At 61.6% G+C, this 20,841-nt stretch carries 16 protein-coding genes and 4 tRNA genes; 10 read left to right on the forward strand and 10 right to left on the reverse strand.

Annotation, left to right across the window (positions count from 1 at the left end; translation table 11 throughout):
* Positions 1-135: 135 nt before the first annotated feature.
* Together POS17_RS22020 and POS17_RS22025 are read left to right on the forward strand one after the other, a co-directional pair.
* On the forward strand, positions 136-1,944 hold the full coding sequence (locus POS17_RS22020) for a di-heme-cytochrome C peroxidase (protein WP_060840518.1): 1,809 nt from the start codon (positions 136-138) through the stop codon (positions 1,942-1,944).
* Positions 1,941-3,110 (forward strand): catalase family protein, encoded by a 1,170-nt coding sequence (locus POS17_RS22025; protein ID WP_060840519.1) that lies wholly within the window; start codon positions 1,941-1,943, stop codon positions 3,108-3,110. The genes POS17_RS22020 and POS17_RS22025 overlap by 4 nt, the downstream gene beginning before the upstream one ends.
* 139 nt (positions 3,111-3,249) lie before the next feature.
* On the opposite strand, the gene POS17_RS22030 is transcribed toward POS17_RS22025, so the two are convergent.
* The 4 genes from POS17_RS22030 to POS17_RS22045 all read right to left on the reverse strand — a co-directional run bounded on the left by POS17_RS22030 (position 3,250) and on the right by POS17_RS22045 (position 3,780).
* Positions 3,250-3,326: transfer RNA gene (locus tag POS17_RS22030), tRNA-Asp, on the reverse strand.
* Between the two features lie 19 nt (positions 3,327-3,345).
* Positions 3,346-3,421 (reverse strand) — tRNA-Val (locus tag POS17_RS22035).
* 187 nt (positions 3,422-3,608) lie between these two features.
* Positions 3,609-3,685 (reverse strand) — tRNA-Asp (locus POS17_RS22040).
* Between the two features lie 19 nt (positions 3,686-3,704).
* Positions 3,705-3,780, reverse strand: a tRNA-Val gene (locus POS17_RS22045).
* Between the two features lie 160 nt (positions 3,781-3,940).
* On the opposite strand from POS17_RS22045, the gene rdgC reads away from it, so the two are divergent.
* The 3 genes from rdgC to sugE all read left to right on the forward strand — a co-directional run bounded on the left by rdgC (position 3,941) and on the right by sugE (position 6,338).
* Positions 3,941-4,861 (forward strand): recombination-associated protein RdgC, encoded by a 921-nt coding sequence (gene rdgC, locus POS17_RS22050; protein WP_016967448.1) that lies wholly within the window; start codon positions 3,941-3,943, stop codon positions 4,859-4,861.
* A 75-nt stretch (positions 4,862-4,936) separates the two neighbouring features.
* Positions 4,937-5,902, forward strand: a complete 966-nt coding sequence (locus tag POS17_RS22055) for a bile acid:sodium symporter family protein (protein ID WP_060840520.1) — start codon at positions 4,937-4,939, stop codon at positions 5,900-5,902.
* A 118-nt stretch (positions 5,903-6,020) separates the two neighbouring features.
* Positions 6,021-6,338 carry a quaternary ammonium compound efflux SMR transporter SugE gene (gene sugE / locus POS17_RS22060; protein WP_016967450.1) on the forward strand — a complete coding sequence of 106 codons (318 nt, stop codon included), beginning with the start codon at positions 6,021-6,023 and terminating at the stop codon, positions 6,336-6,338.
* A gap of 62 nt (positions 6,339-6,400) precedes the next feature.
* Here the strand turns inward: sugE and POS17_RS22065 are convergent, their stop codons facing one another.
* From POS17_RS22065 to POS17_RS22080, 4 genes are all read right to left on the reverse strand, one after another.
* Positions 6,401-8,275, reverse strand: a complete 1,875-nt coding sequence (locus POS17_RS22065) for an MFS transporter (protein ID WP_060840521.1) — start codon at positions 8,273-8,275, stop codon at positions 6,401-6,403.
* An 83-nt stretch (positions 8,276-8,358) separates the two neighbouring features.
* Positions 8,359-9,510, reverse strand: a complete 1,152-nt coding sequence (locus tag POS17_RS22070) for a TDT family transporter (RefSeq protein ID WP_060840522.1) — start codon at positions 9,508-9,510, stop codon at positions 8,359-8,361.
* A gap of 106 nt (positions 9,511-9,616) precedes the next feature.
* Positions 9,617-9,928 (reverse strand): cupin domain-containing protein, encoded by a 312-nt coding sequence (locus POS17_RS22075; RefSeq protein ID WP_060840523.1) that lies wholly within the window; start codon positions 9,926-9,928, stop codon positions 9,617-9,619.
* A gap of 268 nt (positions 9,929-10,196) precedes the next feature.
* Complete coding sequence (locus tag POS17_RS22080) at positions 10,197-11,399, reverse strand: MFS transporter (protein WP_060840524.1); 1,203 nt, start codon at positions 11,397-11,399, stop codon at positions 10,197-10,199.
* Between the two features lie 92 nt (positions 11,400-11,491).
* On the opposite strand from POS17_RS22080, the gene POS17_RS22085 reads away from it, so the two are divergent.
* Together POS17_RS22085 and POS17_RS22090 are read left to right on the forward strand one after the other, a co-directional pair.
* Positions 11,492-12,037 (forward strand): TetR/AcrR family transcriptional regulator, encoded by a 546-nt coding sequence (locus POS17_RS22085; protein WP_060840525.1) that lies wholly within the window; start codon positions 11,492-11,494, stop codon positions 12,035-12,037.
* Between the two features lie 133 nt (positions 12,038-12,170).
* Entirely contained in the window at positions 12,171-15,644 is a 3,474-nt protein-coding gene (locus POS17_RS22090; RefSeq protein ID WP_060840526.1) for a hybrid sensor histidine kinase/response regulator, read from the forward strand.
* 12 nt (positions 15,645-15,656) lie between these two features.
* Here POS17_RS22090 and rmuC read toward each other — a convergent pair whose 3' ends face one another.
* Together rmuC and POS17_RS31230 are read right to left on the reverse strand one after the other, a co-directional pair.
* Positions 15,657-17,024 carry a DNA recombination protein RmuC gene (rmuC, locus tag POS17_RS22095; RefSeq protein WP_164990747.1) on the reverse strand — a complete coding sequence of 456 codons (1,368 nt, stop codon included), beginning with the start codon at positions 17,022-17,024 and terminating at the stop codon, positions 15,657-15,659.
* A gap of 175 nt (positions 17,025-17,199) precedes the next feature.
* Positions 17,200-17,523, reverse strand: coding sequence for a hypothetical protein (locus POS17_RS31230; protein ID WP_082729289.1), 324 nt, complete (start codon positions 17,521-17,523; stop codon positions 17,200-17,202).
* An 880-nt stretch (positions 17,524-18,403) separates the two neighbouring features.
* Here POS17_RS31230 and POS17_RS22105 point away from each other — a divergent pair.
* The 3 genes from POS17_RS22105 to POS17_RS22115 all read left to right on the forward strand — a co-directional run bounded on the left by POS17_RS22105 (position 18,404) and on the right by POS17_RS22115 (position 20,813).
* Positions 18,404-18,628: a hypothetical protein gene (locus POS17_RS22105; RefSeq protein WP_060840529.1), complete on the forward strand. Its 225-nt coding sequence runs from the start codon at positions 18,404-18,406 to the stop codon at positions 18,626-18,628.
* 271 nt (positions 18,629-18,899) lie between these two features.
* On the forward strand, positions 18,900-19,382 hold the full coding sequence (locus POS17_RS22110; RefSeq protein ID WP_016967458.1) for a hypothetical protein: 483 nt from the start codon (positions 18,900-18,902) through the stop codon (positions 19,380-19,382).
* Positions 19,383-19,526: 144 nt separating this feature from the next.
* Positions 19,527-20,813, forward strand: coding sequence for an OmpP1/FadL family transporter (locus POS17_RS22115; RefSeq protein ID WP_016967459.1), 1,287 nt, complete (start codon positions 19,527-19,529; stop codon positions 20,811-20,813).
* Positions 20,814-20,841 lie beyond the last annotated feature (28 nt).

Genomic DNA, 20,841 nt, shown 5'->3' on the forward strand with positions numbered 1-20,841 from the left:
TGTGGAGAACGCCCCGCCCAGGCGGCTGAATGAGGCGCTGGAACGAGCGCGAATAACCATAGCGCAAGTAATGGCTACTTGCCGCGTCAATGACGCTCAGGCATAAGGAAGGCAAATTCGACAAGGACGTACATCTTGCGCCTCATCTACCGTGTATTACTGATAATCGCCGTACTGATCGGCACAGTCCTGGCCGTGGTCCTGTACTACATCGCCAACCCCAAGCTGGCTGAATATGTCCCCGTCGAACAGGTGCACTACCTGGATCAATGGGATGCAGCAGACCGCCAGACCTACTATTTCACCCCCCAAGGCACACAGGTCAAAGGCCTGCGCTATGAATGGTTTGTTGCCCTGGAACTGCCCTTCTCCGAACAGTCCTTTGCCGCTCCCGAGTACCTGGCACGCTTCGGCTTTCTGGTGGAGCCCGGACAGAAAGCCACAGCGCAGAATCCCGGCAACCTTCCGGTAGGCTTCGCGCGCCACCAAAACCCCGGCAGCCCGGAACAATACCTGGACATCACCTGCGCGGCCTGTCACACCGGCGAACTGCGCTTCAACCATCAGGCCCTGCGCATCGACGGAGGCTCGGCGCAACACGTACTACCTTCAAGCGTGCCGACCCTGCGCGGCGGCAGCTTCGGCCAGGCGCTGGTGGCCAGCCTGGCCGCCACCTACTACAACCCCTGGAAGTTCGAGCGTTTCGCTCGCAAAGTCCTGGGCGACAACTACGAGGCGCAGCACCCGCAACTGCGCAAAGACTTCAAGCGCTCACTGGACAACTTCCTGCAAGTGGCCTGGAACGACACCCACCGCGGCCTTTATCCCACCGAGGAAGGGCCGGGCCGTACCGACGCATTCGGGCGCATCGCCAACGCCAGTTTCGGCGACGCGATTTCCCCAGAGAACTACCGCATCGCCAACGCCCCCGTGGACTATCCGCAACTGTGGGATATCTGGACATTCGACTGGGTACAGTGGAACGGCTCGGCGCAGCAACCCATGGCGCGCAATATCGGCGAAGCCCTAGGCGTCGGCGCGACCCTGAACCTGTTCGACGCCAACGGCCAGCCGCTCACTGGCGAATCACGCTATCCATCCAGCGTGCGGGTTCGTGACCTCAACCTCATCGAAGAAACCTTGCAGCGCCTCAAGCCCCCTGCCTGGCCGGAAACACTGCTGGGCGCCGTCGACAAGCCCCTGGCGGCCAAGGGTCGTGAGCTGTTCGCCCAGCATTGCGCTGGCTGCCATCAGCCGTCGGTGAGCGAGTCCAACGGCCGACCGGTTCAACAGCTGAAAATGCTCCCGGTTTCCGTGATTGGCACCGACCCGAACTCCGCCAGCAATATCGCCGACCTGCGCTATGACCTCAGCGCCCTGCAGTGGGATACCGCCGAGCTGGCAAAATCCAATGTCGAGCTGCACCCGACGCCCACCGAACCGCTGGACCTGCGTCAACTCTCGGCGGCCAAGGGCCTGGCCTACATCACCGCTTTCGTTGAAGAACGCGCCTACCGTGACGCCAAGGTCAGCCCCGAGGAGCGCCCACGACTGGACGGCTACGGCCTGCCAATCGGGGTACGCGAGCTGCGCGCCTACAAGGCCCGCCCGCTGGCCGGGGTCTGGGCAACCCCACCCTACCTGCACAACGGCTCGGTGCCCAACCTGTATCAACTGCTGTCTCCGCAATCGGAGCGCTCGACGACCTTCTATCGCGGCACCTTCGAGTACGACCCCAAACACCTGGGCTATCGTCCGGAAGCCTTCAAGAACGGTTTTGAATTCGACACCCGCATCAGCGGCAACCACAACAGCGGTCACGAGTTCCGCGCCGGCCAGCGAGGCAACGGGGTTATCGGCCCGCTGCTGCAGCCGGAGGAGCGCTGGGCATTGCTGGAATACCTGAAAGTGCTGGGCGGACCGCTGGAGTCACAACTGCCATGAAACTCGATCTCGCAAGAAAACGACCGTCGCTGCTGGCCAGGCTGTGGCTGCGCCTTGGCGCATTGCTGGGCAGGACGCTGCTACTGCTGCTGGTCATCGGCCTCCTGGCCTGGGCGCTGTCCAGCGCCTGGTTCGCCTGGCAGCACCGCGGTCCGGTGGCGGTACAAGAGCAGATTCCCGCCGATGAGGCCGCGCGCACCCAGGACATCATCCAGACTGCCGTGCGCATCGTCGACCAGCACCGCGAGGGCACCCGCTACCTGCGCGATGCCCATGCCAAGGCCCATGGCTGCGTAAAAGCCGAGGTCCAGGTCCTCAAGGACCTGAGTCCGGAGCTGCGCCAGGGCGTGTTCGCCAATCCTGGCCAGACCTGGCAAGCGACGGTGCGCTTGTCCAATGGCAATGCCTATCCGCAGTTCGACAGCATTCGCGACGCCCGCGGCATGGCAATCAAACTGTTGGAGGTGCCAGGGCAACAGTTGATCCCTGCGGAATCGGGGCGACGCGAGCAGGACTTCGTGATGTTCAACCATCCGAACTTCTTCGTCAGCGATGTGGCTGAGTATCAGCAGAACATCGCGGCACAGGCGGACGGCAAGAAAGTCGGCGCCTTCTTTCCTGGCTGGGATCCTCGCCGTTGGCAGATCCGCCACCTGTTCATTGCCCTGGCCACGCTGTCACCGGCACCGGCCAGCCCGACCCAGAGCACTTACTTCTCGGTTTCGCCCTACAAGTTCGGCGATGCCAACGCCAAGTTCCGGGTCATGCCGGACCCTGACAGTTGCCCGGCCTACAGCCTGCCGGCGCAGAATCAGGACCTGCCCAACTTCCTGCGCAGCGCCCTGACCCAGCAACTTTCCACCGATCGGGTTCCGGCCTGCTTCGTCCTGCAGATCCAGCGTCAGAACCCGAGCCGGTTCATGCCGATCGAAGACACCAGCATCGAATGGAAGGAAAGCGGCGCCCCCTTTGAAACCGTGGCCCGCTTGACCATTCCAGCCCAGGACTTCGACACCCCGGCGCAGAACCTGGCCTGCGACAACCAATCCTTCAACCCCTGGTTCGGCATCGAAGCCCATCGCCCCATTGGCGGTATCAACCGCTTGCGCAAGGCGGTGTACGAAGCGGTCAGCGACTATCGGCATAGCCGAAACGCCGAGCAGTAAGCCATAAACGAGAAAAGCGGCCCAAGGGCCGCTTTTTTTCGCACAGGATCTGCACCAAACCAAATCCCAGACAGCAAAAAGCCCGCGTTAGCGGGCTTTCTGTGGTGACTTGGCGTTCAGTGTTCCAAGTTACCGAATATGGCGCAGCGGACGGGACTCGAACCCGCGACCCCCGGCGTGACAGGCCGGTATTCTAACCGACTGAACTACCGCTGCGCGTAGCGTTGAAAGTAAGTGGTGGGTGATGACGGGATCGAACCGCCGACATTCTGCTTGTAAGGCAGACGCTCTCCCAGCTGAGCTAATCACCCTTTACCTTCGTTGCGGGGCGCATTATGCCACAGAAATTCTTAAAGTGTTGATTTAATTGATAAATTAATCAAAAAAATCTGAATTCCCATGATTTGCCGCGCTACCCGCCAACTCTTTACAGCAAAAAGCCCGCGTTAGCGGGCTTTCTGTGGTGACCTGGCGTTCAGTGTTCCAGGTTACCGAATATGGCGCAGCGGACGGGACTCGAACCCGCGACCCCCGGCGTGACAGGCCGGTATTCTAACCGACTGAACTACCGCTGCGCGTAACACTGAATGCGAATGGTGGGTGATGACGGGATCGAACCGCCGACATTCTGCTTGTAAGGCAGACGCTCTCCCAGCTGAGCTAATCACCCTTCACGTTCGGTGTGGCGCGCATTCTACGGAGCAGTCCGTACTCTGGCAAGCACTTTTTATAATAATTTTTTCAGGCCTTCCAAAGGCTTAGCGAAGGGTTGGCCTGAGCAGCAGCGAAGAGAATAATGCCCTCCTTTGTATAAAGGAGAGATTCACCCCATGTGGTTCAAAAACCTGCTGATCTATCGCCTGACCCAAGATCTGCCTTTTGATGCTGAGGCGCTGGAAACTGCACTGGCGACCAAACTGGCGCGCCCCTGTGCAAGCCAGGAGTTGACCACTTACGGTTTCGTCGCCCCTTTCGGCAAAGGTGAAGATGCCCCGCTGGTTCACGTCAGCCAGGACTTCATGCTGGTGGCCGCGCGCAAGGAAGAACGCATCCTGCCTGGCAGCGTGGTGCGCGACGCGGTGAAGGAAAAGGTCGAAGAGATCGAAGCCGAACAGATGCGCAAGGTCTACAAGAAGGAGCGCGACCAGATCAAGGATGAAATCATCCAGGCGTTCCTGCCCCGTGCCTTTATCCGTCGCTCTTCGACTTTCGCCGCCATCGCCCCGAAACAGGGTCTGATCCTGGTCAACTCGGCCAGCCCAAAGCGCGCCGAAGACCTGCTCTCCACCCTGCGTGAAGTCCTCGGCACCCTGCCAGTACGTCCGCTGACCGTGAAGATCGCCCCGAGCGCAATCATGACCGACTGGGTCAAGACACAGAAAGCCGCCGACGACTTCTTCGTGCTCGACGAATGCGAGCTGCGCGACACCCACGAGGACGGCGGCATTGTGCGTTGCAAGCGCCAGGACCTGACCGGCGAGGAAATCCAGCTGCACCTGAGCACCGGCAAGGTGGTCACTCAACTGTCCCTGGCCTGGCAGGACAAGCTGTCCTTCATGCTCGACGACAAGATGGTGGTCAAGCGCCTGAAGTTCGAAGACCTGCTGCAGGACCAGGCAGAACAGGACGGTGGCGATGAAGCCCTCGGCCAGCAGGACGCCAGCTTCACCCTGATGATGCTGACCTTCGGCGACTTCCTGCCGGCGCTGTTCGAAGCCCTGGGCGGCGAGGAGATTCCGCAAGGCATCTGACGCCTTGTCCGGATAGCCGCTCCGCACCAGACGCCACCGCCTTCGGTGGCGTTTTCACATAACAAGGAACAGGTCATGCGCGCACTGGCTGCACTCAGCCGCTTTGTCGGCAACACCTTCGCTTACTGGGTACTGATCTTCGCCGTCCTGGCATTCTTCCAACCCGGCTGGTTCATCGGCCTCAAGGGCGCCATCGTGCCGCTACTGGGCCTGGTGATGTTCGGCATGGGCCTGACCCTGAAACTCGAAGACTTCGCCGAAGTGGCGCGGCATCCCTGGCGCGTGGCCCTGGGAGTCGTGGCGCATTTCGTGATCATGCCGGGCGTGGCCTGGGTGCTCTGCCAGGCATTTCACCTGCCGCCGGAAATCGCCGTCGGAGTGATTCTAGTCGGCTGCTGCCCAAGCGGCACCTCCTCCAACGTCATGACCTGGCTGGCCCGGGGCGACCTGGCGCTGTCGGTAGCGATTGCCGCGGTGACCACCCTGCTCGCCCCGCTGCTGACCCCGGCGCTGATCTGGTTGCTGGCCTCGGCCTGGCTACCGGTGTCGTTCATGGAGCTGTTCTGGTCGATCCTGCAGGTGGTGCTGCTGCCGATCGTGCTCGGCGTCCTGGCCCAACGCCTGTTGGGCCAGCGGGTGCAGCACGCGGTGGAGGTGTTGCCGCTGGTGTCGGTGGTCAGCATCGTCATCATCGTCACCGCCGTGGTGGCGGCCAGCCAGGCAAAAATCGCCGAGTCCGGACTGCTGATCATGGCGGTGGTGATGCTGCACAACAGCTTCGGCTACCTGTTGGGCTATTTCACCGGCCGACTCTTCAAACTGCCCCTGGCCCAGCGCAAATCCCTGGCCCTGGAAGTCGGCATGCAGAACTCCGGCCTGGGGGCCGCCCTGGCCAGCGCCCATTTTTCGCCCCTGGCGGCGGTGCCCAGCGCCTTGTTCAGCGTCTGGCACAATATTTCCGGGGCGCTGCTCTCTACCTACTTCCGCCGCATGAATGACGAAAGCGAGCAAAAACTGGAAACAAAACAGCTCAGCGACTGAGCGGAAAAACTGATCGCCCAAACAAAACTGGGCAGTATACTGCGCAACGCGAGGACGACCTCGCCACTCGATCGAGTGATTCATTCTGGGGACGACCCCATCCACCGATGAGGTCAGCATGTCCTGGATCATTTTGTTGTTTGCCGGTTTGTTCGAAGTAGGCTGGGCCGTCGGCCTGAAGTACACCGACGGTTTCAGCCGTCCGTTGCCCACCGCCCTGACCATCCTCGCCATGGCCATCAGCCTGGGCCTGCTCGGCCTGGCCATGAAGGAGCTGCCCCTGGGCACCGCCTACGCCATCTGGACCGGAGTGGGTGCCATCGGCACGGTCATCGCCGGGATCATCCTGTTCGGCGAATCCATGGCCTTGGTGCGCCTGGCCAGCGTGGCGCTGATCATCGCCGGCCTGGTGGGCTTGAAAGTCAGCGCCAGCTGACCGCCACCCCGCAGACATGAAAACGCCCGCAGCATTGCGGGCGTTTTTGTATCCGGCAGAAACTAGCGCCGCGGGCCGCGCAACTGCGCCACCAGGGTCTGCAAGTACGCCGGCTCCGCCGTTTCCACCGCCACCGCCGGCCCGGCCACCAGGGTCACTCGCGACCAGATGCGATGAAAGAAGCCCTTGCTCGGATCGCGGCTGAAGAAACTGCCCCACAAGCCTTGCAGGGCCATGGGAATCACCGGCACCGGGGTTTCTTCGAGAATCCGCGTCAGCCCGCCCTTGAACTCATTGATCTCGCCATCGGCCGTCAGCTTGCCCTCGGGGAAAATGCACACCAGCTCACCATCGCGCAGGTACTGGGCAATCCGCTTGAAGGCCTTTTCGTAGATCTCCAGGTCCTCATGCCGTGCGGCGATAGGAATGGTCCCGGCGGTGCGGAAGATAAAGTTCAGCACGGGCAGGTTGTAGATCTTGTAATACATCACGAAGCGAATCGGCCGACGTACAGCGCCGCCAATCAACAAGGCATCGACGAACGACACGTGGTTGCACACCAGCAACGCCGCCCCTTCATCGGGGATCTGCTCCAGGTTGCGATGCTCGACACGGTACATGGAATGGCTGAGCAGCCAGATCATGAAGCGCATGCTGAATTCCGGCACCACTTTGAAGATGTAGACGTTGACCGCGATATTGAGCAGCGACACCACCAGGAACAGATGAGGAATGGTCAGCTCGACCATGCTCAGCATGACGATGGAAACCAGCGCCGAAACCACCATGAACAACGCATTGAGAATGTTGTTGGCGGCGATCACCCGAGCCCGTTCGTTCTCCGGAGTGCGTGACTGGATCAGCGCATACAGCGGCACTATATAGAAGCCACCGAAGACCCCCAGGCCCAGCACGTCGAACAGCACCCACCAGGCGTGGGCAAAGCCCAGGACTTCGAGCCAGCCATGTCCGCTGGCGCTCTGCGGAATTCCGCCGGAATGCCACCACAGCAACAGACCGAACACCGTCAGGCCAAATGAGCCGAACGGCACCAGGCCGATCTCGACCTTGCGCCCCGAGAGCTTCTCGCACAGCATCGAACCCACCGCGATACCCACCGAGAACACGGTGAGAATCAGGGTCACCACCGTCTCGTCACCGTGCATCCACTCCTTGGCATAGGCCGGAATCTGGGTCAGATAGATCGCCCCGACAAACCAGAACCAGGAATTGCCGACAATGGAGCGCGACACAGCCGGAGTCTGCCCCAGGCCCAGGCGCAAGGTGGCCCAGGACTGGCTGAAGATGTTCCAGTTCAAGCGCAGGTCCGGGGTCGCAGCGGCCGCCCGGGGAATGGCCCGGCTGGCCAGGTAGCCCAGCACCGCGACACCGATCATGGCGCTGGAGACAATCGGCGCGTAATGCGCCGAGGACATCATGATCCCGGCGCCAATGGTGCCTGCCAGGATCGCCAGAAAAGTCCCCATTTCCACCAGGCCGTTGCCGCCCACCAGTTCCTCCTCGTGCAGGGCCTGGGGCAGGATCGAGTACTTCACCGGCCCGAACAGCGCCGAGTGAGTCCCCATGGCGAACAGCGCCACCAGCATCAGCGACAGGTGATCGAAGGCGAAACCCACCGCCCCCACCACCATGATCGCGATCTCCCCCAGCTTGATCAGGCGGATCAACGCGTCCTTGGCGAACTTCTCGCCAAACTGCCCGGCCAGGGCAGAAAACAGAAAGAACGGCAGGATGAACAGCAAGGCACACAGGTTGACCCAGATCGAGCGATCCCCCTCGATGCTCAGCTTGTAGAGAATGGCCAGAATCAACGACTGCTTGAAGATGTTGTCGTTGAACGCGCCGAGGGATTGCGTGATGAAAAACGGCAGGAACCGCCGCTTGCGGAGCAAGGTGAACTGCGAAGGGTGACTCATCGTCCATGTCCCTGAGTGGCGTGGATACTGTTATTGGAATGTCGAATATCGATCCAGGCCACAACCTTACCTATCTTTGGCGATTATTTCCCCAAGCCCGCAATGCACGGCGAAACAAACAACTCTCCCTTATAGGCGCCCTGCAGCGTGCGCTTGGCCACGATCAGCCACATCACCGCCAATGCCGCCACCAGCACCGCGCCAAACAAACTGAAGAAGCCCAGGTGCAAGGTACTGCCCAGCTTCAGGGTCGCCAGCGAATACACCCCCAGCGGGAAGGTAAAGCCCCACCAGCCGAGGTTGAAGGGAATGCCCTCACGCAGGTAACGGCGGGTGATCAGCACGGCCATCAACATCCACCACAGGCCAAAACCCCAAAGGGTCAGGCCCGCCACCAGCCCCAGGCCGGCGGCAATCTCACCGACGCCTGGCAGGCCATTGGCAGCAAAGATCGCCGGCGCGTCGCCGCCCAGCACCAGCATGCCCAACGCGCCGGTGCCGATCGGCCCCAGGGCCAGCCAGCTGGAGGCGGCCATGCTTTCGTGGGGCAATTTGTGCAAGGCCATGCGCAGTAGCAGGATGGTCAGGATGCTGAAGGCCACCGGCAGCGAGAAAGCCCACAACACGTAACTGGTACTGAGCACTACCCACTGGGCATGGGCATCCGCCAGATGCGGCGCCAGCAAGCCACCGCTGGCCGCTGCCACTTCGGCCGCCACCACCGGCAGCAACCAGACGGCGGTCATCTGATCGATGCTGTGCTCCTGCCGAGTGAACATCATGTAGGGGATCAACACCCCGCAAGCCAGGGACATGGCCACATCCAGCCACCACAACACTTGCGCCAGATGCACCGCCGCCTCACCCCAGCGTGGAATGCCGAACAGCAGCAAGCCGTTGATGAGGGTTGCCAGCCCCATGGGAATGGTGCCGAAAAACATCGATACCGTTGAGTGAGCAAAGATCCGCCGCGCCTCATCGAAGAACAGCACCCAGCGTGCGGTGTACATCGCGGTAAAGAGCAAGAACAGGACGATGGTCAACCACCAGAAGCCTTCGGCCACCTGATGCAGGCCCGGCACCGGGGCCGGCCATTGGGCCAGCGCCAGGGCCAGAACTCCGGTGCCCATGGTGGCGGCGAACCAGTTGGGAGTGAACTGACGAATGGCTTCGCGCGGGTGTTGCAGATGACTCAAGGGCCGGCGGCCGGTTTTGATGCTGTGGGTGCATGGCATGGCGTGTCTCCTGTCCTCTGATGAGGTGGAGTCCATGGTAGAACCGAATCGAATATCTATATAACGGGTAATTTCTCTATCTGTTATCTATTTTGCAGATATATAACTAGACGCTACCCGCGGATTCGATCACCAACACCCTGGCAACACCCTGAGGATGAGCCACATGTTCGGTCCCCAGGTCGGCATAAAAAATGTCGCCCACCTCCAGCAGCACTGACTGCTCCAGCCCTTCAAGGCGATAACGCATCTGCACCTGGCCACCCAGCACCACGAATACCTCCTCACCGTCATTGACGTGCCAGCGGTAAGGCTGGTCAGTCCAGTGCAGGCGCGTGGTGATGCCGTTCATGTTGGCGATGTCCAGGGCCGCCCAGGCCCGCTCGCCGGTAAAGTCTGCGCTGCGAATGACCTTCATGCCGACCTCCCTGGCACCCAGGACGCTGAGCGACCCGCGCGGCGGACCGTTACCGGTAAGGTGAAACACCAGCGATGCGCCAGCCGGTCGAACAACCGATGATCAGGCTCAGGGGACATAAGGCACTCCATGGCAACAGGGAACAGGGAACAGGCGCCCATAGTGAACGTGGGCGACCCTTTCGCCAACCGACGCACCTGCACTCAGCCCCCCAGGGCAAACCGGCCCATGGACCATCAAGCCTACTGCCGGGCAATCGAGCATTTGCTCAGGCTCCCGGCGCCGCACAGGGCTGCAGGGGACGACGCACCAGCACCAGAAGCGCGCCGAGGGACAACAGGATCAGCAGCGCACCGTAACCATCGGTGGTGGCAATCAGGCCGAAGCGACGGGTCAGGTTTCCCGCCAGCAAGGCCGGCAGGCAGAACGCCAGGTAACTCAAGACATAAAACGCCGACATCAGGCCCGCGCGCTCATGGGGCAAGGCCAGCGGCACCACGCTGCGCAACGCGCCGAGAAAACCGGCACCAAAGCCGCCGCCCAGCACCAGGGTGCCGACAAAAAACACTGTCAGGCTGGCACTGTGCACGGCCCCGAGCAGCAGCATCACCCCCAGCGCCAGCAACCCGGCCCCCAAGCGCAGGACCTTGTCGGCCGGACGCTGGCGCAAGGAAAAGATCATCACCGCACCACTGAGGGTCAGGACCGCCACCATGGCACCGCCGATCAGGTTCGAAGTGGAGCCGGTGGCGGCGCGAACCAGCGATGGCGCCAGGGACAGATAGAAACCGCCCACCGCCCACACCGCCACATCCACCGGCAACGCCAGCCATAAAGCCCGACGTGCTTGCGGCGGCACATGCAGCCTCGGGCGCAGCGAGGCCCAGGCGCCGGGTTGCGCGCTGACACTTTCCGGCAAGCGCCAGACATACAGGGCCTGAACGCCGAACACCCCCAACAGCAGCCAGTAACTGAGCTGCAGCGGCAGGGGTGCGAACTCCACCAGCAGGCTGGCCCCCATCGCGCCGCAGGCCATGCCCAGCAGGGGCGCCACACTGTTGACCAGCGGGCCCTGGCGACGATCGACATCCAGCAGCGCGGCGCCGAGCACACTGGTGGCCATGCCGGTGGCAAAGCCCTGCATCACGCGCGCGGCAATCAACCATTGCACCCCGCTTTCATTGATGAACAGCAGCATCGCCAGGCAATTGAGCAGCAGGGCGACAAAAATCACCGGCCGCCGTCCCAGGTAGTCCGACAGCGAACCCACGGTCAACAACGCTGCCAACAGGCTCAGGGCATAAACCCCGAACACCAGGGTCAACACCGCCGGAGAAAAATGCAGGGACTCCTGATACAGGTGATACAGCGGTGTCGGCACGCTGGACGCCGCCAGGAAACTCAGCAGGGTAAGGGCCAGAAACACCAGACTGCGACGGCTGGCCCCACAAGCATTGATTGCACCGGACATGAGCACGCTCCACTAAAGCTAATATTTTGCTTTTGCGCAGTGTGCTACCGGCCAGGGCTTAAAGCAAATTCTTTGTGTTAAGGTTCGACCCCATGGCCATTAAAGAAGCTTTACGCCCCGGCGGCCGCAGCGCCCGGGTTCAGGAATCGATCCATACGGCGGTTCGCGAACTCCTTGAAGAACAGGAGCGTTCGACCCTGACCGTGCCACAAATTGCCACTCGCGCCGGTGTCACCCCGTCGACCATCTATCGGCGCTGGGGCGACCTCTCGGCGCTGCTGGCCGATGTCGCCCTGGCGCGCATGCGTCCGGACAGCGAACCGGCGAACACCGGCAGCCTGCGAGGCGACCTGCGCGCCTGGGCCGAGCAGTACCTGGATGAAATGAGCTCGGAACCCGGGCGCAACATGATGCGCGACGTGCAGAGCAGCGCCACGCCAGGCTATTGCGTGACGATCCTCAGCGCTCAACTGCAGACCATCCTCGAACGCTATCGGGACAGTGAAGAACGCCTGCCGGACATCGACCGCCTGCTGAACCTGATCGTGGCCCCGACGGTGTTCCGCATCCTGTTCTCCGCCACCCCGCTGTCGGTGCCGGAACTGCACGCCCTGATCGAGCTGGCCCTCCTGCCCTAGCCTGCGGATACGGCGGCCCGGCCCTGCGACATCAGACCGCGCTGATACCTTGGTCGACACTGACGCCAACGACACATCGTGCCAGACTGTCTGGCCGGGCTGAGGTGCCCGGTGTCTTTGCTCCGGAGTATCCATGTCGTTGTCCAGCGGGCTGATCGCCGCCGTTGCCCTGGCCTATATGGCCATCATGTTCGCCATCGCTTTCTACGGTGATCGGCGCAGCACGCCCCTGCCGCCACGGGTCAGGGCCTGGGTATACAGCCTGTCGCTGGCCGTCTACTGCACCAGCTGGACCTTCTTCGGCGCGGTCGGCCAGGCCGCCGAGCAGCTCTGGGCCTTCCTGCCGATCTACCTGGGCCCGATCCTGCTGCTGGTACTGGCGCCCTGGGTGCTGCAGAAGATGGTGATGATCAGCAAGCAGGAGAACATCACCTCGATTGCCGACTTCATTGCCGCGCGCTACGGCAAATCCCAATCCCTGGCGGTGGTGGTGGCCTTGATCTGCCTGGTGGGCGTGCTGCCCTACATCGCCCTGCAGCTCAAGGGCATCGTCCTCGGAGTCAACCTGCTGATCGGCGCCGGGGCCGATGCCATGGGCACCCGGGCCCAGGACACGGCGCTGATCGTGTCGCTGATCCTGGCGCTGTTCACCATCGTCTTCGGCACCCGCAACCTGGATGCCACCGAGCACCACCGCGGCATGGTGCTGGCGATTGCCTTCGAGTCACTGGTCAAGCTGTTCGCCTTTCTCGCCGTGGGCGCCTTCGTCACCTTCGGTCTGTATGACGGTTTCGACGACCTGTTCAACCAGGCCATGCTGGCGCCGCGCCTGGAGCAATACTGGAAGGAAACCATCAACTGGCCATCGATGGTGGTCCAGACCGGGGTGGCGATGATGGCGATCATCTGCCTGCCACGGCAGTTCCACGTCACTGTGGTGGAGAACATCGAACCCCAGGACCTGCGCCTGGCCAAATGGGTGTTCCCGGCCTATTTGGCCCTGGCGGCGCTGTTTGTGGTGCCCATTGCCCTGGCCGGACAGATGCTCCTGCCCAGCAGCGTGCTGCCGGACTCGTTCGTCATCAGCCTGCCCCTGGCCCAGGCCCATCCGTCCCTGGCCCTGCTGGCGTTCATCGGCGGCGCTTCGGCCGCCACCGGCATGGTGATCGTGGCCAGCGTGGCGCTGTCGACCATGGTGTCCAACGACATGCTGCTGCCCTGGCTGCTGCGCCACAAGAATGCCGAGCGGCCCTTTGAAGTGTTCCGCCACTGGATGCTCTCGGTCCGCCGGGTCAGCATCGTGGTCATCCTGCTGCTGGCCTATGTCAGCTATCGCCTGCTGGGCTCCACCGCAAGCCTGGCGACCATTGGCCAGATCGCCTTTGCCGCGGTGACCCAACTGGCGCCGGCCATGCTCGGCGCGCTGTACTGGAAGCAGGCCAACCGTCGCGGGGTGTTCGCCGGGCTCGCCGCCGGCACCTTCATCTGGTTCTACACCCTGATCCTGCCCATCGCCGCCCACAGCCTGGGCTGGTCCCTGAGCAGTTTCCCCGGTCTGGCCTGGCTGCACGGCAACCCGCTGAACCTGCCGATCACGCCCCTGACCCAGGGCGTGGTGCTGTCCCTGGCCGGCAACTTCACCCTCTTCGCCTGGGTCTCGGTGCTGTCCCGCACCCGGGTTTCCGAGCACTGGCAGGCCGGACGCTTCATCGGCCAGGAAATCAGCGGCCGCCTCAGCTCGCGCTCCATGCTGGCGGTGCAGATCGATGACCTGCTGAAGCTCGCCGCGCGCTTCGTCGGCGAGGAACGCGCCCGCCAGAGCTTCATTCGCTTCGCCTATCGCCAGGGCAAAGGCTTCAACCCGAATCAAAACGCCGACGGCGAATGGATCGCCCACACCGAACGCCTGCTCGCCGGTGTTCTTGGCGCCTCCTCGACCCGTGCCGTGGTCAAGGCCGCGATCGAAGGCCGGGAGATGCAGCTCGAAGACGTGGTGCGCATCGCCGACGAAGCCTCGGAGGTGCTGCAGTTCAATCGTGCCCTGCTGCAAGGGGCGATCGAAAACATCACCCAGGGCATCAGCGTGGTGGACCAGTCGCTGAAACTGGTGGCCTGGAACCGTCGCTACCTGGAGCTGTTCGATTACCCGGACGGCCTGATCAGCGTCGGCCGGCCGATTGCCGACATCATTCGCCACAATGCCGAACGCGGCCTGTGCGGCCCGGGGGAAGCGGAAGTCCATGTCGCCCGGCGCCTGCACTGGATGCGCCAGGGACGGGCCCATACGTCCGAGCGCCTGTTCCCCAACGGCCGGGTCATCGAGTTGATCGGCAATCCGATGCCCGGCGGCGGCTTCGTCATGAGCTTCACCGACATCACCCCCTTCCGCGAGGCCGAGCAGGCCCTCACCGAGGCCAACGAAGGCCTGGAGCAGCGAGTGGCGGAACGCACCCACGAACTGTCCCAGCTCAACGCCGCGCTGACCGAAGCCAAGGGCACGGCGGAAGCCGCCAACCAGTCCAAGACCCGTTTCCTTGCCGCCGTCAGTCACGACCTGATGCAACCGCTGAACGCGGCAAGACTGTTCTCCGCCGCCCTCTCCCATCAGGACGACGGACTCTCGCCCGAAGCCCAGCAACTGGTGCTGCACCTGGACAGCTCGCTGCGCTCCGCGGAGGACCTGATCAGCGACCTGCTGGACATCTCGCGCCTGGAGAACGGCAAGATCACCCCTGAACGCAAGCCCTTCGTGCTCAACGAGCTGTTTGACACCCTGGGAGCGGAGTTCAAGGCTCTGGCCCAGGAACAGAACCTGCAGTTCCGGGTGCGCGGCAGTCGCTTGCGGGTCGACAGCGACAGCAAGCTCTTGCGCCGGGTCCTGCAGAACTTCCTCACCAACGCCTTCCGCTACGCCAAGGGGCCGGTGCTGCTGGGGGTACGCCGTCGCGGCGACTCATTGAGCCTGGAAGTCTGGGACCGTGGACCGGGCATCCCCCAGGACAAGCAGCAGGTGATCTTCGAGGAGTTCAAGCGCCTGGACAGTCACCAGACCCGCGCCGAAAAAGGCCTGGGCCTGGGCCTGGCGATTGCCGATGGCCTGTGCCGGGTGCTCGGCCACCCTCTGCAGGTGCGTTCCTGGCCCGGTCGGGGCAGCGTCTTCAGTGTCAGCGTGCCCCTGGCCCGCAGCAGCGCCATTGCCCCGGGCAAGACCGCCGAGCTCAACGGGCAGTCGCTCAATGGCGGGCAAGTGCTCTGCGTGGACAATGAGGACAGCATTCTGATCGGCATGAATAGCCTGTTGACGCGCTGGGGGTGTCAGGTCTGGACCGCGCGCAACCGCGAGGAGTGCGCGGCGCTGCTCAAGGACGGCATCCGTCCACAATTGGCGCTGGTGGACTACCACCTGGACGATGGCGAAACCGGCACCGACGTCATGGCTTGGCTACGCACTCAGCTGGGGGAGCCGGTGCCTGGCGTGGTGATCAGTGCCGATGGACGTCCGGAGATGGTCGCCCAGGTGCACGCGGCGGGGCTGGATTATCTGGCCAAACCGGTTAAACCGGCGGCCTTGCGCGCCCTGTTGAGCCGGCATCTGCCACTGGGCTGAGCCTGCGGCGGATTACTCCGGCAACTCCAGCTCGCGCCCTTCGGCATCAGTCATGGCGCGCTCCAGCAAATCGCTCGGCAGGCTCTTGCTGGCACGGGCGCCCAGCAACTTGAGCTGTTCACTGCGACTGACCAGGTTGCCCCGGCCCTCGGTAAGCTTGTTGCGCGCCGCCGAATAAGCCTTGTCCAGCTGCTGCAGGCGATTGCCGACTTCATCCAGGTCCTGGATAAACAACACGAACTTGTCATACAGCCAACCTGCGCGCTCGGCGATTTCCCGGGCGTTCTGACTCTGGCGCTCCTGCTTCCACAGGCTGTCGATCACCCGCAGAGTGGCCAGCAAGGTGGTCGGACTGACAATCACGATGTGCCGATCGAAGGCTTCCTGAAACAGATTGGGCTCGGCCTGCAGGGCCGCGGAAAAGGCCGCCTCAATGGGCACGAACAGCAGCACGAAGTCGAGGCTGTGCAGCCCTTCAAGGCGCTTGTAGTCCTTGCCGGACAGGCCTTTGACGTGATTGCGCAACGACAGCACATGCTGCTTCAGGGCCGCCTGGGCAATCTGCGGGTCATCGCTGCCGACATACTGCTGATAGGCGGTGAGGCTGACCTTGGAATCCACCACCACCTGCTTGTCGCCCGGCAGCATGATCAGCACGTCGGGCTGGAAACGCTCGCCGTCCGGCCCCTTGAGGCTGACCTGGGTCTGGTATTCGCGCCCTTTCTCCAGGCCGGCGTGCTCCAGGACCCGTTCAAGTATCAGTTCGCCCCAGTTGCCCTGGGTCTTCTGGCCCTTGAGGGCGCGAGTCAGGTTGGTGGCCTCATCGCTCAGACGCAGATTCAGTTGCTGCAGGCGCTCCAGTTCCTTGGCCAGGGAAAACCGCTCGCGGGCCTCGGCCTGATAGCTTTCCTCGACCCGTTTCTCGAACGATTGAATGCGCTCCTTGAGCGGGTCCAGCAACTGCCCAAGACGCTGCTGGCTGGTTTCGGCGAAACGCTGTTCGCGCTCGTCGAAAATCTTGCCCGCAAGTTCGGCAAACTGGGCCCGCAGTTCGTCCCGGGAACCCTGCAAATCGGTCAGGCGCTGCTGGTGGCTTTCCTGTTGCTCGCGCAGTTCGGCGTGCAACGAAGCGGCCTGGGCATCCAGGCGACGCAGTTCGTTCTCCTTGGCGGCTCGCTCGAGGTTCCAGGCGTGGGCCGCGTCACGGGCGTTATCGCGCTCGATCTGCAGCAGCTCCACTTCACGCCGCAAGGCGGCCAGGTCCGCTTGCTTGAGGGCATTGGCCTGACTCAGATCACTGACTTCATCGCGGCAGGCATCCAACTGCGCAGCCAGGCCTTCCTGGGCCAGCTGGGCAGTGGCCAGACGCTCCTCCAGCAGCGCCAGCTCGCTCTGACTGGAACTGGCGCGCCGCTGCAACTGCCAGGCCAACATCAGTAACGGCAACGCCGCACCCGCCAGGCCGAGCAGCAGGCTGGTCAAGTCCATAGCCATAGCGATTCCTGTCATCGAAATAAGAAATGAAGGTTAACCAAGCCACCAGAGGTTGGACAGCTCAGTCTTCGATGCGACCCAGCTCAAGTTGCGCACGGCGGTCGCCGGCACGGGCAGCCTGGCGCAAGAGATCATGACCGATTCGCCGGTCCCGAGCGTTGCCGCACTCGCGGCACATCAACTGCCCCAGGCGACTCTGCGCCGCTACCACGCCATCACGCGCAGGTTGCTTGAGCAAACGCCCGGCAAAGTACTTGACGTTGGTGTTGTGCCCCAGGCGTGGACTGTCCAGCAGCCATAGGGCAACCCGCAGGGAAAAGCGCTTGGGCTCGGTAACACTGGCAGGGGTGGCGGTAACAGAGGGTGATACTGAGCGAAACTTCATAAAGCACTGTGGGGGCAGATCGGAAGGCGCGCCACTCTACTCCTTTTTTCGCTCGGGTAAAGACCAAAAGAGCCAGCATGCCCGTGCTAGAGCAAGCGCTTGGGACAATCCACAGAAGCTGTGGATAACTCAGTGGACAACCCCTCCACAACCCTCCCAAAGCCCCATGAGACGGGCCTTGCAGTCAAACTGACGATTTTTTCACCAGTAAAAAAAGACGATGTTTATCATTGACTTAAATTCTCGAGACAGGCTATGGGAGCCGCCCCGGGGAAGGTGACAACCCGGTGACATGTGGCGCAACAAGTGTGCACAACCCTGCGCACATTAAGCTCGCCAATGCACCACTTTCGTACACCGCGCCGTCTCGCAGGTGACACAATCGTCACCCCGTGATGTCGTTGCCCAGGGAATATTTTTCCTAGCACACTTGCATTCCGGCCTTCAACCCAATAGACTCCGCCCCGTTAGTACCAAGCTGAAAGTCAATTCTGGTCGAACAAGTCCCACCGACACCTCTCCTAACGAGAACAACGTCGAATATCAAGGACCGACCACCTCGCTGGTTTCCAGGTAATTCTCAAACTGACACCGCCCTTGAAACGAAATCAAAGGCCGTGCCCAAGTTACTTACTCTGACCGAACCAACCTGCAAATTGATCAGGATCGCCACCCTGGGCACAGAACCTTTGCCCTTGTTGTGTTGCCTGCCCTCCTAAGTACCTACCTGCCAGCCCCTAGCGCAACCTTATTACAGCGCTGCAACTGGCTGCTTTGTTCCAGTCGGGTTCTTCGTCTGACCAATGGTGGTCGACGTTACTGGAACGTTTTAACGCTGCACGGTTCTTAACCGTGTCATTTGTAGGAACACCTAATAATTATGTCCACTCAACTCCAGACTCAGGATGCCATTCGCACCCTAACCCACGCTTTTGCTCCGTTGAACTGCCTGATCATGGCCGCTCGCAAAGGCTGCTTCAGCTTCACCCTGGTCAACGAACACGGCATCGCCCGTCACAGCGAACGCCTGTATCCCGATCAATACTCCAGCGCCGAACCGCTGCAGGCCGTGATCGAGCGTACACGCCAGGCCCTGGTGGCCTGATACGCCAAAGCGCTGAAACCCCAAGAGCCTCGCCTGATCGCGGGGCTTTTTATTGCCTGCGATTCGCCAATGCCCGCCTCCAACCAAAGCACCAATAGATATAAGGCTTATAACAAGAGCTCGGAAATGTTTTAAAAACAGGCCTTTACAACATAGATATGACACTACACTTCAAGTCAGGCGGCCCGCGCCGCTTCCGGCAAACCTGATCCCTTCATTGCTGCCAAGCACCTTCGGGTTTCGCCGGCCACCTTCACCCCTCGAGGGCATTATGGGTATCGCCGCCAGCGAGTTGTGCCGCTATGTCATTCGCCCGACGCTGATGTACCTGGGCAGTCATAGCAAAACCGCTGAAGCCTTGTTGCTGGGCATTGCCGCCAGTCAGTCGGCGCTGGGCTCGGCACTGCACGATCGCCGTGGCCACGGCCTGTACCGCATCACTGAAGTGCGCCACCAGGCCCTCTGGGATCACTACCTGGCGCTGGACCCGGAACGGGCCAGCCTGGTGAGAGGACTGGCCAGCCAGCATGCGTTCCTCGCCGGACCGCACCTGGAACTGACCGTCAATCTGCGCTACGCCACCGCCATCGCCTGGTTGCTGGTGGAACAACAACACACCCCGCTCCCCGCAGCCGACGATCTGCTCGGCATGGCCCGTATCTGGAGGAAGACCTTTCAACCACAAGGACGTTTGAGAGATTTCGCCTGCGCCTGGCAAACCTGTGTTTCACCGTTGAGCCAAGTCGCCTGCTGATACCGGCTTTTACAAAATCAGAGAAAAAAGCCGATTTTGGTCGGATTGTCCTACAAAATGCCGGAAAATCTACTGATTTAGCCTATAGCGCCGTAGCCGAAATGTTGGTAATTTTCGCCTCGGTGATCACCAGGAGTTCTAATAATGAAAAAAGTCATGCTCAAATCCACCATCAGTCTCGCAGTTGCACTTGCCTCTACTCAGCTATTTGCCAGCGGCTTTGCTCTTAACGAACAAAGCATTAGCGGCATGGGTACGGGTTTCGCGGGACGTTCTTCCGCTGCCGATGACGCAAGTACTGTATTTGGTAACCCAGCCGGCATGTCCCGCCTCAAACGCCAGCAAGTCACTGGCGGTATGGCTGCTATCGATGCATCCACCGACCTCAAGGACACCAGCGGCAGCCGCAGAGGCACCAACAAGGGCGATATGGTGCCCTTCACCGCCGTACCCATGGGCTTCTACGTCAAACCAATCGATGACCAATGGGCATTCGGCCTGGGCGTTTATGCTCCGTTTGGCCTGATCACCGATTATGAAAACAACTTTCAGGGACGTAACTTCGGCAGTAAGAGCGAAGTTAAAGTCGTAACCTTCCAGCCAACGGTCAGCTACGCCTTCAACGATAAGGTCTCCATCGGTTTTGGCCCGACCATCAACCGGATTTCCGGCGTGCTGGAATCGGCGCTGACCACTCCTGCCTCGCCTAATGACGGCCGGGTCCAGATCAAAGGCGACGACATTGGTTACGGCTACAACATCGGGGTTCTGGTCCAGGCGACCGACACCACTCGTGTCGGCCTGACCTACCACTCCAAAGTGAACTACAAACTGGAAGGCCATACTGAAGTCACTCCAGGAGCCGGTACCAACCCGCTTCTCTTGAAAAGCAATCGCTATGACGCCTCTCTGAAGATCGAAACTCCAGAGTCCTATGACCTTTCGGTCACCCAAGAGCTGAACGATGCCTGGAAGCTCTATGCCGGTACCACCTGGACCCGCTGGAGCCGCCTGAAGGACATCACCGTCAACAACGAAGGTGTGACTGCCTCCTCCGGCGGTGCACTGGCCCCAATCCTGAACCTTGGCACCATCAAGGAAGAGCAGAACTGGCACGACACCTGGGCTTACGCCATCGGCACCTCGTATCAGCTGAACAAACAGTGGATCTTGCGTACCGGTCTGACCTTTGACCAAGCGCCGACCAACAACACTGACCGCTCGCCTCGTATCCCTACCGGCGACCGGACCATCTTCAGCCTGGGTGCCGGCTGGAGCCCGACAGACGACCTGACCATCGACGTGGCCTACTCGTACCTCAAGGAAGAGAAAGTCAACGTCAACCGCAAAAACGCACTCGGCCAGACGTACAACGCCGAGTACGAAAACAGCGCAAACGGTTTTGGCGTAGGTGCAACCTACCGCTTCTAATCGTTCAGAGGCCTGCGCCTCCAGAGCT

This window comes from Pseudomonas sp. Os17 (assembly GCF_001547895.1).
In the GTDB taxonomy this organism is placed as follows: Bacteria; Pseudomonadota; Gammaproteobacteria; order Pseudomonadales; family Pseudomonadaceae; genus Aquipseudomonas.